At 72.3% G+C, this 12,872-nt stretch carries 12 protein-coding genes; 11 read left to right on the top strand and 1 reads right to left on the bottom strand.

The annotated features are described in order from the left end of the window. Positions 1–177: 177 nt before the first annotated feature. Positions 178–1,368: a pyridoxal phosphate-dependent aminotransferase gene (locus ABT063_RS36045; RefSeq protein WP_351064403.1), complete on the bottom strand. Its 1,191-nt coding sequence runs from the start codon at positions 1,366–1,368 to the stop codon at positions 178–180. A gap of 129 nt (positions 1,369–1,497) precedes the next feature. Here ABT063_RS36045 and ABT063_RS36040 point away from each other — a divergent pair, with 129 nt between their 5' ends. The 11 genes from ABT063_RS36040 to kynU all read left to right on the top strand — a co-directional run bounded on the left by ABT063_RS36040 (position 1,498) and on the right by kynU (position 12,773). Further along, a complete protein-coding gene (locus ABT063_RS36040; protein WP_351064401.1) occupies positions 1,498–1,851 on the top strand; it encodes a hypothetical protein in 354 nt (117 codons plus the stop codon). Positions 1,852–2,412: 561 nt separating this feature from the next. Then, positions 2,413–2,991 carry a DUF2617 family protein gene (locus tag ABT063_RS36035; protein WP_351064399.1) on the top strand — a complete coding sequence of 193 codons (579 nt, stop codon included), beginning with the start codon at positions 2,413–2,415 and terminating at the stop codon, positions 2,989–2,991. A gap of 60 nt (positions 2,992–3,051) precedes the next feature. After that, entirely contained in the window at positions 3,052–4,689 is a 1,638-nt protein-coding gene (locus tag ABT063_RS36030) for a polyamine aminopropyltransferase (protein WP_351064397.1), read from the top strand. Positions 4,690–4,773: 84 nt separating this feature from the next. Continuing rightward, entirely contained in the window at positions 4,774–5,559 is a 786-nt protein-coding gene (locus tag ABT063_RS36025; RefSeq protein WP_351064395.1) for an SRPBCC domain-containing protein, read from the top strand. A 71-nt stretch (positions 5,560–5,630) separates the two neighbouring features. Further along, entirely contained in the window at positions 5,631–6,419 is a 789-nt protein-coding gene (locus ABT063_RS36020; protein ID WP_351064394.1) for an aldose epimerase family protein, read from the top strand. 10 nt (positions 6,420–6,429) lie between these two features. Continuing rightward, positions 6,430–6,978 carry an orotate phosphoribosyltransferase gene (gene pyrE, locus ABT063_RS36015; protein WP_351064392.1) on the top strand — a complete coding sequence of 183 codons (549 nt, stop codon included), beginning with the start codon at positions 6,430–6,432 and terminating at the stop codon, positions 6,976–6,978. A 177-nt stretch (positions 6,979–7,155) separates the two neighbouring features. Beyond that, on the top strand, positions 7,156–8,187 hold the full coding sequence (fbaA, locus tag ABT063_RS36010) for a class II fructose-bisphosphate aldolase (RefSeq protein ID WP_351064390.1): 1,032 nt from the start codon (positions 7,156–7,158) through the stop codon (positions 8,185–8,187). Positions 8,188–8,267: 80 nt separating this feature from the next. Beyond that, positions 8,268–9,767 carry an MFS transporter gene (locus tag ABT063_RS36005; RefSeq protein WP_351064388.1) on the top strand — a complete coding sequence of 500 codons (1,500 nt, stop codon included), beginning with the start codon at positions 8,268–8,270 and terminating at the stop codon, positions 9,765–9,767. Positions 9,768–10,097: 330 nt separating this feature from the next. Then, positions 10,098–10,511: a DUF3151 domain-containing protein gene (locus tag ABT063_RS36000; RefSeq protein ID WP_351064386.1), complete on the top strand. Its 414-nt coding sequence runs from the start codon at positions 10,098–10,100 to the stop codon at positions 10,509–10,511. A 161-nt stretch (positions 10,512–10,672) separates the two neighbouring features. Beyond that, complete coding sequence (locus ABT063_RS35995; RefSeq protein ID WP_351064384.1) at positions 10,673–11,512, top strand: tryptophan 2,3-dioxygenase family protein; 840 nt, start codon at positions 10,673–10,675, stop codon at positions 11,510–11,512. After that, positions 11,505–12,773 carry a kynureninase gene (kynU, locus tag ABT063_RS35990; RefSeq protein ID WP_351064382.1) on the top strand — a complete coding sequence of 423 codons (1,269 nt, stop codon included), beginning with the start codon at positions 11,505–11,507 and terminating at the stop codon, positions 12,771–12,773. The genes ABT063_RS35995 and kynU overlap by 8 nt, the downstream gene beginning before the upstream one ends. The last annotated feature ends 99 nt before the right edge of the window (positions 12,774–12,872 follow it).

The following is a 12,872-nucleotide window of genomic DNA, read 5'->3' as shown; positions in this document are numbered from 1 at the left end:
GGCCTGGCGGCGCCGGTTGATCGCTGATGGAAGCGTGTCCGCCCACAGGCGGGCTGCGTGATATGACTGCCGATCACCGGTGTCCCGGTCGACCAGGCAGCAGTCGAGTGCGGGTGCGCGGCGGCTCGGAGCAACCAGGCCGTGTGGCCGGTACATCTGCTGGTACGTCTGTGGCTGTTAGGCGGCCAGCGTCTTGAGTCGGGAGGCCGCCTCCTCCAGCACGCCGGTCCGCTTGCAGAACGCGAAGCGGACAAAGGGTGCGCCCTGCTCACGGTGGTCATAGAAGACCGCGTTGGGGATCGCGACCACCCCGCAGCGCTCCGGCAGCGCACGGCAGAAGGTGAAACCGTCGCTCTCACCAAGGGGCCGGATGTCGGTGGTGATGAAGTACGTGCCGGCCGGGCGGAAGACCTTGAAGCCCGCCCGCTCCAGGCCGCCCGCGAGCAGGTCCCGTTTGGCCAGCATGTCCGCGCGGAAGTCCGCGAAGTACGAGTCGGGCAGGCGCAGGGCCTCGGCCACGGCGTATTGGAAGGGCCCTGAGGCGACATACGTCAGGAACTGCTTGGCCGAGCGGACGGCGGCTACGAGATCGGGGGCGCCGGTAACCCAGCCCACCTTCCAGCCGGTGAAGGAGAACGTCTTGCCGGCCGAGCCGATCGAGACCGTCCGGTCGCGCATTCCCGGGAAGGTCGCCAGGGGGAGGTGTTCGGCCTCGTCGAAGGTCAGGTGCTCGTACACCTCGTCGGTGACGACGAGCAGATCGCGCTCGACGGCCAGCTCGGCGATCGCCGTCAGCTCCTCGCGGGTGAGGACGGTGCCGGTCGGGTTGTGCGGGGTGTTGATCAGCAGCAGCCGGGTGCGGTCGGTGACGGCGGCGCGCAGCTCGTCGAGGTCGAGGCGGAAGCTGCCCTCGTGCGGGCGCAGGGTGACCGGCACACGGGTGCCGCCCGCCATCGCGATGCAGGCCGCGTAGGAGTCGTAGTACGGCTCGAAGGCGACGACCTCGTCACCGGGCTCGACGAGCGCGAGCAGCGCGGCGGCGATGGCCTCCGTGGCGCCGGCCGTGACCAGCACCTCGGTGTCGGGGTCGTACGACAGCCCGTACCGCCGCTGCTGGTGCGCGGCGATCGCCGCGCGCAGCTCGGGGATGCCCGGACCCGGCGGGTACTGGTTGCCGCGGCCGTCGCGCAGCGCCCGTACGGCCGCCTCCCTGACCTCCTCGGGACCGTCCGTGTCGGGGAAGCCCTGGCCCAGGTTGATCGACCCGGTCTGCAGGGCCAGGGCGGACATCTCGGCGAAGATCGTCGTCCCGAACTCGGCGAGCCGGCGGTTGAGGAGGGGGCGTGCGCTGGAGGTCATGCCGGTCATCCTCCGCCCAAGCTCTGGACTTCCTCAACTCTGCTTTGGCCGGTGAGCCGGAGGGGCATCTCCACCGCACGCACCAAGCGAGGCGCCCACGGGGGGCCGCTTCGGGGGAACTGGAAGGAGGGTGAAGCCATGATCATCGGCATCATCCTGGCGGTTGTCGTCTTCATTTCTGTCGCGGCCCTGGCCGTCCGCCGAGGCCGTCGGCGGAACGTGGTGACGGCGGCCCGCCGCGGCGGCGGGACGCGCCGGTCGGCGGGCAGCGGCAGCTCCAGCCACAACAGCAGTGGCAGCGACAGCAGTTGGTGGGTCGCCGGGGGACTGGCGGGCGTGGGTGACAGCGGTTCGGGATCGTCCGGATCGTCCGACGGGGGCTCCTCGTCTTCGTCCTGCGGCAGCAGCGGCTCGTCCGGTGGTGGCCACTCCTGCGGCGGCGGCTCGTCCTGCGGGGGCGGCGGAGGCGGATGCGGCGGCGGAGGCAGCTGACACGGGGCAGCTGAGCTTCCCACCGCATCGGTACGGCGGGGACCGTGGGCCCATACGGGGGTGGGCCCCACGGTCCCCGCACTTGCGTCGAGGCGGCACCCGAGCCCGCGTCTCGCGCCCGCCGGGTCCCGCGCCCGGGTCTCGCGCCCGCCGCGTCTCGCGCCCGCCGGGTCCCGCGCCCGGGTCCCGCACCCGCCGCGTCTCGCGCCCGCCGGGTCCCGCGCCCGGGTCCCGCACCCGCATCGCGCGCCCGCCGGGTCCCGCTTCCGGCGGGCGCGACCGCGCCCGGGCGCACGCCTCCGTCCGCCCCGGCGCACAACTGGGTTGAACAGTTGAGCTGTAGAGCCCTCTCAAGTATGGAAACCCCACGAAGTTGGGTAAAAACCCTGTGGCGGCGCCACAGTTCATGATTCCCTCTAAAGCACCAACGCGGCCCCTCGGACGCCCCGCGGACACCCTCCCCGACCCTCCGGACTGGGCCGACCGGGCCGAATCCCCTGGTGCCGACCAGGGTGCGCCGGACCACACCTCCCTTTCTTTGCGTGCTAGCGGAGCCGACCCATGCTCACGACCCTGAACACCGCCTACACCGACACGCGCGCGGCCGACCTCGCCTGGGCCCTGGGGCGCGAGCCGCTCCCCGCACTGGCCACGCTCGACCTCGAACTGACCGGAGCGAAGCTTCAGTTGAGACTCCTCGGCGCGTCCCACCAGGTGCTCCTGGAGGAGGAGCAGGGCAAGTGTTCGGAGACGGTGGCGTGCATCGCCGGCAGCAGCACGCCCCTGCCGCTGGGCGTCGCCAAGCGCGTCGGCGACTGGGAGTACGAGTTCGCGGCCCGGGTCGAGGTCCTCTCGCCCGGCTCCTTCGCGGGCCGCGCCCAGGAGTTGCTCGCACTGGTCTCCGACCATCCGAACGGGCTGGCGGGCGTCTTCCCCGGCAGCCCGCACGCCTTCACGGCGATGCTGGCCCAGCGCCATGAAGGGCAGGTGCACTGGCGGACCTGGCACGCCTACCCGCAGGACGGGGAGTTGGTGGCGACACGGACGCGGGTGGGGGCGAGAGCGCGGACCAAACAGCAGACCGAACGGCAGACCGAGCGGCAGGCTGAGCAGCGGACCAAACGCAGGGTGCTCAACTGACCGTCAGTTCCACACGTGTGGGTGACGAAGCGTGCCGCGACAGTGACGTAACGTCTCAGCGTGATCGAACCGCACGCGCCCGCCCCGCCCGGCACCCCGCCGCCCTGGGCGGGCCCCGCGCGGCTGCCCGTCCGCCCCGGCACGGGCCGGTTCCTCGTCCTCGCCTGCGTCTTCGTCTGCGCCGCCTGCGGACTGGTGTACGAACTCGAACTCGTCGCCCTCGCCACGTACTTGATCGGCGATTCGGTCACCCAGGCCTCGGTCGTCCTGTCCGTCATGGTCTTCGCGATGGGCATCGGCTCACTCGTCGCCAAACGGCTGTGCTGGCGCGCTGCCGCCGCCTTCGGCGCGGTGGAGGCGGCGCTCGCCCTGGTCGGCGGATGCAGCGCGATGGCGCTGTACGCCGTCTTCGCCTGGACCGGCCACTGGGGCGGCCTGTGGGCCAGCGGCCCCCGCTGCCTCCTGGTCGCCGCCTCCCTCGCCATCGGCCTCCTGATCGGCGCCGAGGTCCCCCTGCTGATGGAGCTGATCCAGCGCATCCGCAGACAGGACGCGGGCGGCGCGGTGGCCGACCTGTTCGCGGCGGACTACGTCGGCGCACTGGTCGGCGGCCTCGCCTTCCCCTTCCTGCTCCTGCCCCTCCTGGGCCAGCTGACCGGCGCGCTGCTCACCGGCGCGGTCAACCTGATCGCCGGCGGGGCACTCATCCTCGGCCTGTTCGGCCGCGACCTGACCCGCCGCGCCCGCTGGCTCCTGCTGCTGGCCAACGGGGCCGTCCTCGCCGTCCTCGCCACCGCCGCTGTACTCGTCGACGACTTCGAACGGGCCGCCCGGCACGCGGTGTACGGCCAGGACGTACGGGTGGCGCTGCAGACCGACGTCCAGGAGATCGTCCTCACCGGCGGCACGCACGGCCGTCCCCTCAACCTCTTCCTCGACGGCCGGCTGCGGGTCAGCGGCCGCGACGAGCACCGCTACCACGAGGCACTGGTCCACCCGGCGATGACCGGCCCGCACGCGCGCGTGCTCGTCCTCGGCGGCGGCGACGGACTGGCCGCCCGAGAGGTGCTGCGGCACACCGGCGTGCACCGGGTCGACGTCGTCGAACTCGACGAGGCGGTGGTACGGCTGGCCCGCCGGGACCCCGCACTCGCACGGCTGAACGGGCACGTCTACGGCGACCCGCGCGTCCACGTGACCACGGCGGACGCCTTCCACTGGCTGCGCGGGGCGCCCCCGGCGGCGTACGACGTGGTGATCGCGGACCTGCCCGACCCGGGCATCACGGCGAGCACGAAGCTGTACTCGCAGGAGTTCTACGGCCTCGCACGACGGGCACTGGCCCACCACGGCCGCCTGGTGGTGCACGCCGGCCCGGTCTCCTCCCGCCCCCGCGTCTTCTGGACGGTGGACACGACCCTGCACTCCGCCGGCCTGCGCACGGCCCCCTACCGCGTCGGCGGCCGCCACTCCGGCTTCGCGGCCGGGCCCGACCGCTCGGTCGACAGATCGCGGGGGCCGCACGACTGGGGGTTCGTACTGGCGGCACCGGGCGAGCGCCCGGACCTGCGCCTCGACCCCGACGGCCCGCGCCCTCGGACGATGACGCAGACGTCGCTGACTGCGGACGCGCGGGCGGCGGCGGGGACGCGGATCGGGGGGTTGCCGGTGTCGACGGTGGTGCATCCGCGGTACTGAGCGGCAGCGAGGCCGACGCCGACGCGCGGTCACTTTCGACCAACCGGGGTGCACGACGGCCCCCACTGGGTAGGCTCGCGAACCATGGAGCATGAGGTGTTCGTTCCGGTTCCGGCCGAGCGGCTCAGGGAGGCGCTCGCCGATCCCGCGCGAGTTGCCCGGGCGGTTCCCGGGCTCCAGCAGGACGCCGGCGCCGAGCCCGTCACCGGGCGGCTGAAGGTGCGCGTCGGCAGTCACTCCGTCACCTACCGGGGCTCCGTACGCGTCTCCGGGCAGGACAACGGTTCGTACGCCGTCGAGGGCGACGCCACCGAGGCACGCGGCACCGGCTCGGTCAAGCTCGCGCTCACGCTCCGCGTCCGGGACACGGACGGCGGCTCCACCCTCACCTTCGAGGGAACGGCCTCCGCGGACGGCCGCGTCACCGATCTGCCGCCGGATGCCGTGGCCTCGGCCGCGACCCGCCTGCTGAGCCGCTTCGCGGAGAACCTGGGGGTCGCGGCGGGCGAGGAGCAGGAGGCGGCGCAGGAGCAGCAGCCGAGTCCGGCTGAGCCCGAGGCCCCCGACCCGGCCTCCGTCTTCGACACCGAGGTTCCCCCGCCGTCCCTGGCCGAGGACGTCTCCGAGGATGTCCCCGAGAACTTCACGGAGCCCCCGGAACCGCCCGCCGAGGCAGCCCACGCGCGGCGGACGATGATCGGGCGCAGCGCGGAGGAGGTCGACCACGCCCCGCCGCGCGGTCGCTACGCCCCCGTTCCGGCCCCGCAGACGGTCGTCCCCAACCAGACGCTCCGCTGGGCGGCACCGGCCGCGGCGCTGGTGCTGGCGTCGGCGATCGTCGTGGGCCGGGCGTGGCGCAGACGCCGCTGAAGCCGTCCTCGAACGCTGCTGCCAACGGCAGCCCCGGGGCGGCGTCTTGATCGGGCCAGTAGGGTCGTCCCGTGAGTAACGAAGACATCACGCTGACCGCGGGTGACGCGGAGGTGACCGTGCAGCCGGGCAACGGCGGCCGGGTCGGAGGGCTCCGCGTCGGCGGCAGCGAGCTTCTCCGCCAGGGCGACCGTTTCGGCTGCTTCCCGATGGTTCCCTGGTGCGGCCGGATCAGGGACGGCCGGTTCCTGGACGGCGCGACCGTCCACCAGATGCCGCTCAACTCCCCGCCGCACGCCATCCACGGCACCGCCCGCGACGGCGCCTGGAGCACGGCCCGCGTCACCGCGAACGAGGCGGTGATCACGTACGACCTCGTCGACCCCTGGCCCTACCCCGGCCGCGTCACGCAGATCGTCGCCCTGACCGAGGACGCCCTGACGCTCACCATGTCCGTGGAGACGTACGAGACCTCCTTCCCGGCGCAGATCGGCTGGCACCCGTGGTTCAACCGGAACGTGCGGGGGGTGGACGTACGGCTGGACTTCGCGTCGGCCTGGCAGGAGGAGCGCGGCGACGACCATCTGCCCACCGGCAACCGCCTCGACCCCAAGCCCGGCCCCTGGGACGACTGCTTCGGCATGCCCGGCGGCGTCGACGTCACCCTCACCTGGCCGGGGCAGCTGGAGCTGAAGGTGACCAGCCCCGAGCAGTGGGTCGTCGTGTACGACGAGCAGGAGGCGGCCGTGTGCGTGGAGCCGCAGACCGGGCCGCCCAACGGGCTGAACACCCTGCCGCGACTGGTCACGCCGCTGGAGCCCCTGGAAGCCACCACCACGTGGACCTGGCGGCGCCTCTAAGCTGGCTGGCATGAGTGACGTACGCGGCGCGCTGCTGCAGCAGATCAAGGACAAGGCCGTGGTGCACGGCAAGGTGACCCTGTCGTCGGGTCTCGAGGCCGACTACTACGTCGACCTGAGGCGCGTCACCCTCGACGGCGAGGCCGCTCCGCTGGTGGGACAGGTGCTGCTGGACCTGACCGCCGACCTGGACTTCGACGCGGTCGGCGGCCTGACCATGGGCGCCGACCCCGTGGCCGCCGCCATGCTGCACGCGGCCGCCGCGCGCGGGAAGAGGCTGGACGCCTTCGTCGTACGGAAGGCGGCCAAGGCGCACGGGTTGCAGCGGCGGGTGGAGGGGCCGGAGATCGCGGGGCGCCGGGTGCTGGTCGTCGAGGACACCTCCACCACCGGCGGCTCCCCGCTCACCGCCGTCGAGGCCGTGCGCGAGGCGGGCGCGGAGGTCGTGGCCGTCGCGACGATCGTGGACCGGGCGACCGGTGCCGCCGAGAAGATCCAGGAGGGTGCGGGCGTGCCGTACCTGTTCGCGTACTCGAAGGACGAGCTGGGTCTGGACTGATCGGTCCGGACTGAGTCGTCCGGTTGTCCACAGGCGGTTATCCACAGGCTGACACGGGGGCGGGATCATCCGGCCAAGTCTGGAAAGATGGGGCCGACGATGACGTCGCACCCAAGGTCTAGGTCAGGGCCGTAAAACAACTCAGTACGCCAACCCGCACACCCAAGGAGCGGACGAATGCCCATCGCAACCCCCGAGGTCTACAACGAGATGCTCGACCGGGCGAAGGCAGGCAAGTTCGCCTACCCGGCCATCAACGTGACCTCGACCCAGACCCTGCACGCTGCGCTGCGCGGCTTCGCGGAGGCCGAGAGCGACGGCATCATCCAGATCTCGACGGGTGGCGCCGAGTTCCTGGGCGGCCAGCACAACAAGGACATGGTCACCGGTGCCGTGGCCCTGGCCGAGTTCGCGCACATCGTCGCCAAGAAGTACGACATCACGGTCGCCCTGCACACCGACCACTGCCCGAAGGACAAGCTCGACGGGTACGTACGGCCGCTGCTGGCCGTGTCCGAGGAGCGCGTCGCCCGCGGCGAGAACCCGCTGTTCCAGTCCCACATGTGGGACGGCTCCGCCGAGACGCTCGCCGACAACCTCTCCATCGCCCAGGAGCTGCTCGAGCGCGCCCGCGCCGCCAAGATCATCCTCGAGGTGGAGATCACCCCGACGGGTGGCGAGGAGGACGGCGTCTCCCACGAGATCAACGACTCCCTGTACACGACGGTCGACGACGCGATCCGTACGGCGGAGGCGCTCGGTCTCGGCGACAAGGGCCGCTACCTGCTGGCCGCGTCCTTCGGCAACGTCCACGGCGTCTACAAGCCGGGCAATGTCGTCCTGCGCCCCGATCTGCTGAAGCAGCTGAACGAGGGCGTGGCCGCCAAGTACGGCAAGCCGGCCGGCTCCCAGCCGTTCGACTTCGTCTTCCACGGCGGCTCCGGCTCGACCGCCGAGGAGATCGCGACCGCGCTGGAGAACGGCGTGGTCAAGATGAACATCGACACCGACACCCAGTACGCCTTCACGCGTCCGGTCGCCGACCACATGTTCAAGAACTACGACGGCGTCCTGAAGGTCGACGGCGAGGTCGGCTCCAAGAAGACGTACGACCCGCGCACCTGGGGCAAGCTGGCCGAGGCGAGCATGGCCAAGCGGGTCGTCGAGGCCTGCGCGAACCTGCGGTCGAGCGGCACGAAGATCAAGTAACCGGCGCTTTCTGTAAGGGCTTTGGGCGAGCTCGGTGCTACGGCGCCGGGCTCGCCGTATGTCCGGGTATACCTTGGGGCATGCCCGACGTCCGGCTGGCCTCGCCGCAAGGCAAGTGGATCCTGCTGACCACCGTCCTCGGTTCCAGCATGGCGCTGCTGGACTCGACGGTCGTCAATGTCGCTCTGCCGCGCATCGGCCGCGACCTCGACGCGGACCTCGCCGCCCTGCAGTGGACGGTCAACGCGTACATGCTGACGCTGGCCGGGCTGATCCTGCTGGGCGGTTCCCTGGGCGATCGCTACGGCCGCCGCAAGGTCTTCGTCGTCGGCGTCCTGTGGTTCGCCGCGGCCTCCCTGCTGTGCGGCCTCGCCCCGAACGCAGGTGTCCTGGTCGCCGCCCGCGCCCTGCAAGGAGTCGGAGGCGCGCTCCTCACCCCCGGCTCGCTCGCCCTCATCCAAGCCTCCTTCCATCCCGACGACCGGGGCCGGGCGGTCGGCCTGTGGTCCGGGTTCGGCGGAGTCGGCGCGGCGGTCGGCCCGTTCGTCGGCGGCTGGCTGGTGGACGGCCCTGGCTGGCGCTGGGTCTTCCTGCTCAACGTGCCACTGGCACTGCTGTGCGTGCCCGTCGCCCTACGGCATGTCCCCGAGTCGCGCGACGGGCGCGCGCACGGGGGCTTCGACGTGCTGGGTGCGGGGCTGGGGGCGCTGGCCCTGGGCCTGGTGACGTATGCGCTGATCGAGGCACGCACGGCGTCCGTCGGAGTCGTCCTCACGGCGGTGGCGGGTCTGGCCGCCGCGGTGGCCTTCGTGTACGTCGAGAAGCGCCGCCCCGATCCGATGATGCCGCTGGACATCTTCGCGTCCCGCCAGTTCACGGCCGTGAACCTGGTGACTTTGTGCGTGTACGCGGCCTTCGGTGGCTTCTTCTTCCTCACCGTGATCCAGCTCCAGGTCGTCGTCGGCTACTCCGCCCTCGGGGCCGGCACGGCCCTGCTGCCGACCACCGCCCTGATGCTGCTGCTCTCCGCCCGCTCCGGCGAACTGGGCGAGCGGATCGGGCCGCGTATTCCGCTCACCGTCGGGCCGCTGCTGTGCGCCGCCGGCATGCTGCTGATGCTGCGGGTCGGGCAAGGCGCGTCGTATCTCGCTGATGTCCTCCCCGCGCTGCTGGTCCTGGGCCTGGGCATGGTCACACTGGTCGCACCGCTCACGGCGACGGTCCTCGGCTCCGTGGACACCGCGCGGGCGGGCCTGGCCAGCGGCATCAACAACGCGGCGGCCCGGGCGGCGGGCCTGATCGCGGTGGCGGCGTTGCCGCTGGTCGCGGGGATGGGGGAGGAGGCGTACCGGTCGCCGGGGGCCTTCGACGACGCGTTCGGGCGGGCGATGGGTGTGTGCGCGGGGGTACTGGTGGTGGGTGCGTTGGTCGCGTTCGCGACGGTGCGGCGGCCGGCACCGGACTGCCGGAAGCCGGAGTGCCGGACGCATGGGGCGGTGGCTGTGCCGCCGTTGGAGGGGCAGCGGGGGAGGACGGGGCTTTCGACGCAGGCCGGCGATGCCGGGGCGTCCGGCGGTTGAGGGCGGGAGAGGCTGTTTCGCCTTCCGGCTCGTGCGGAGGCTCAGCGCGGCACAGCCACGCCGGCCGGAACACCTGGTGCAGTGCACCGGGCGGAGCCCCAGGGCGAGGGTCACCTCTCGAGGTACCGAGTCGGGTGGTGGGTTGGCATCGGCCCGGGGGTCCAGGGGGCGGAGCCCTCTGGGGGGCGAAGGGGCAGCGCCCCTGGTGATGGGGACGGGTAGGGGCGGCGGGGGCGAGGAAAGCCGTACCGCACCCCCGGCGCCCCCCGGCCCACGAACGACCGCCCCGCCCACCCCGCCGACCCCCCTCCATGGGCCAGACTGGGACCCATGTCCATTCACGAAAACCTCCTCGGGGGCCCGCCCCCGACCCACCTCCCCGACGACCCGGAGCCGCGCGAGCTGCTGGCGGGCGGCACCGCCCCCGCCGACGTCGCCGCTAAGTACCCGACCTCCTCCCTGGCCTGGGCCCAGCTCGCTGACGACGCGTTCGAGCGGGGCAGCGTCGTGGAGTCGTACGCCTACGCCCGTACGGGCTACCACCGCGGCCTGGACTCCCTGCGCCGCAACGGCTGGAAGGGCCACGGCCCCGTCCCCTGGGAGCACGAGCCGAACCGCGGCTTCCTGCGCGCCCTGCACGCCCTCGCCCGCGCCGCCGGCGCGATCGGCGAGCAGGAGGAGTACGAGCGCTGCACGCAGTTCCTCAAGGACTCCTCCCCGACGGCGGCCCAGACGCTGGGCTAGACCGTCGTACCGCCGCATTCCCCGGGCCCGCCTGCGCTTCACTGATCAGGCGGGCCTTGCACTTTTCGGTGACGATTGCGGAGTATGCGGGTGGGGACCGGGGCCCCGTGTCGGTAACGGCAGGGCGGACCGCTACCCGGAGTAAACATCAGGAGACAGCGATGTCCCATGAGGCCCACGAGGCTCACGAGCCCGAGAGCCCGCATCTCGACTTCGCAGGCACGACGCCGTACGAGGACTACGTCAAGGCGGACGTGCTCACCCACCTCCAGCACACCCTCTCCGACGACCCCGGAGAGATGGTCTTCCTGGTCACGACCCAGGTGATGGAGCTGTGGTTCACGGTCATCGTCCACGAGTGGGAGACCGCCGGGCGGGCCCTGCGCGGCGACGACGTACCCACCGCGACCGCCGCGCTCAAGCGTTCCGTACGGGAGCTGGAGGCGCTGAACGCCTCCTGGAGGCCGCTCGGCCAGCTCACGCCGGCCCAGTTCAACGCGTACCGCAGCGCCCTGGGCGAGGGCTCCGGCTTCCAGTCGGCGATGTACCGCCGGATGGAGTTCCTGCTCGGCGAGAAGTCCGCGTCCATGCTGGTCCCGCACCGCGGCGCGCCGCGCGTCCACGCGGAGCTGGAGAAGGCGCTGCACGAGCCGAGCCTGTACGACGAGGTGCTGCGGCTGCTCGCCCGCCGCGGTCACGCGATTCCGTCGTCCGTCCTGGAGCGTGACGTGTCGCGGCGCTACGAGCCGTCGGACGAGGTGGAGGCGGCCTGGGCGGCCCTCTACTCGGGTGACGAGAACGACGAACTCGCCCGGCTGGGCGAGGCGTTGACCGACGTGGCGGAACTGGTGTGGCGCTGGCGCAACGACCACCTGGTCGCCACCCGGCGCGCGATGGGCGCCAAGGCCGGCACGGGCGGCTCCGCCGGGGTGGCCTGGCTGGAGAAGCGCGCGCAGAAGAACGTGTTCCCCGAGCTGTGGACGGCGCGATCCCATGTCTGAACTGGGTGTGAGGGCGGAGAAGCTGGACGCCGCCGACGAACTGGCGGGTCTGCGCGCGCAGTTCGTACTCGACGCTGTGTCCGGTCATGCGGCTGACGCCGCCGGCGTCTACCTCGACGGCAACTCGCTCGGCGCGCTGCCGGCTGCCGTCCCCGGACGCGTCGACGACGTCGTACGGCGGCAGTGGGGCGAGCTGCGCATCCGGTCCTGGGACGAGAGCGGCTGGTGGACGGCGCCCGAGCGGATCGGCGACCTGATCGCTCCGCTGGTGGGGGCGGCGGCCGGGCAGATCGTGGTCGGCGACTCGACAAGTGTCAACGTCTTCAAGGCGGTTGTGGGAGCGGTACGGCTGGCCCGTCTCGCCGCTCTCAAGGGGTCCGGTACGACCGGTACCGGTGTCCGCGACGAGATCGTCGTCGACGCCACGACCTTCCCCACGGACGGGTACATCGCCGAGTCGGCGGCCCGGATGACCGGCTGCACGCTGCGCCCGGTGACGCCGGCCGAGGTGCCGGGGGTCCTGGGCGACCGTACGGCCGCGGTGCTGCTCAACCACGTCGACTACCGCACGGGCCGGCTGCACGACCTGCCGTCGCTGACGGCCGCGGTGCACGCCGCCGGGGCGTACGTCGTCTGGGACCTGTGCCACAGCGCGGGCGCCCTGCCGGTCGGGCTCGACGAGCACGGGGTCGACCTGGCGGTCGGCTGCACGTACAAGTACCTGAACGGCGGCCCGGGCGCACCGGCGTACCTGTACGTGCGCCGGGACCTCCAGGACCGTTTCGACTCCCCGCTGCCCGGCTGGACCTCCCACGCCGACCCCTTCGGCATGCGGCCCGACTACGAACCGGCCGCCGGCGCCTTGCGCGGCCGCGTCGGCACGCCCGACATCCTCTCCATGCTCGCCCTGGAGGCGGCCCTGGAGGTGTGGGACGGCGTCCCGATCGAGAGCGTCCGGGCCAAGTCCCTCGCACTGACGGACTTCTTCCTGGAGTGCGTCGCGGAGTACGTTCCGTCGGGCCGGGTGGAGTGCCTGACGCCGGTCGCCCACGAGGAGCGGGGCAGCCAGGTGGCGCTGCGCTGCGAGGACGCGGGCGACGTCATGCGGCGGCTGATCGAGCGCGGGGTGGTCGGGGACTTCCGGCACCCGGACGTGCTGCGGTTCGGATTCACGCCGTTGTACGTCGGTTTCGCGGACGTGGAGCGGGCGGCTCGGGTGCTGGCGGAGACGCTGCGGGTCAGTGGAGGAGGCGGCGGCTGACGAACCGGGTGGCCTCGCTGACGGCGGTGAGTACGGCGGTGACGCCGCCTGCTCCCGCCGCCAGTGAGGTCGGCTCTGCCCCGCTGCGGAACGGAGGGA

The organism is Streptomyces sp. NPDC002838 (genome assembly GCF_040295365.1).
Taxonomy (GTDB): domain Bacteria; phylum Actinomycetota; class Actinomycetes; order Streptomycetales; family Streptomycetaceae; genus Streptomyces.
The sequence above is the reverse complement of the archived record's forward strand: the minus strand, read 5'-3'. Positions and strand labels throughout refer to the sequence as shown.

Coding starts and splice junctions, on each gene's coding strand:
- ABT063_RS36045 (WP_351064403.1), bottom strand. CDS start 1,368: ATGACCGGCATGACCTCCAGCGCACGCCCCCTCCTCAACCGCCGGCTC.
- ABT063_RS36040 (WP_351064401.1), top strand. CDS start 1,498: ATGATCATCGGCATCATCCTGGCGGTTGTCGTCTTCATTTCTGTCGCG.
- ABT063_RS36035 (WP_351064399.1), top strand. CDS start 2,413: ATGCTCACGACCCTGAACACCGCCTACACCGACACGCGCGCGGCCGAC.
- ABT063_RS36025 (WP_351064395.1), top strand. CDS start 4,774: ATGGAGCATGAGGTGTTCGTTCCGGTTCCGGCCGAGCGGCTCAGGGAG.
- pyrE (WP_351064392.1), top strand. CDS start 6,430: ATGAGTGACGTACGCGGCGCGCTGCTGCAGCAGATCAAGGACAAGGCC.
- fbaA (WP_351064390.1), top strand. CDS start 7,156: ATGCCCATCGCAACCCCCGAGGTCTACAACGAGATGCTCGACCGGGCG.
- ABT063_RS36005 (WP_351064388.1), top strand. CDS start 8,268: ATGCCCGACGTCCGGCTGGCCTCGCCGCAAGGCAAGTGGATCCTGCTG.
- ABT063_RS36000 (WP_351064386.1), top strand. CDS start 10,098: ATGTCCATTCACGAAAACCTCCTCGGGGGCCCGCCCCCGACCCACCTC.
- ABT063_RS35995 (WP_351064384.1), top strand. CDS start 10,673: ATGTCCCATGAGGCCCACGAGGCTCACGAGCCCGAGAGCCCGCATCTC.
- kynU (WP_351064382.1), top strand. CDS start 11,505: ATGTCTGAACTGGGTGTGAGGGCGGAGAAGCTGGACGCCGCCGACGAA.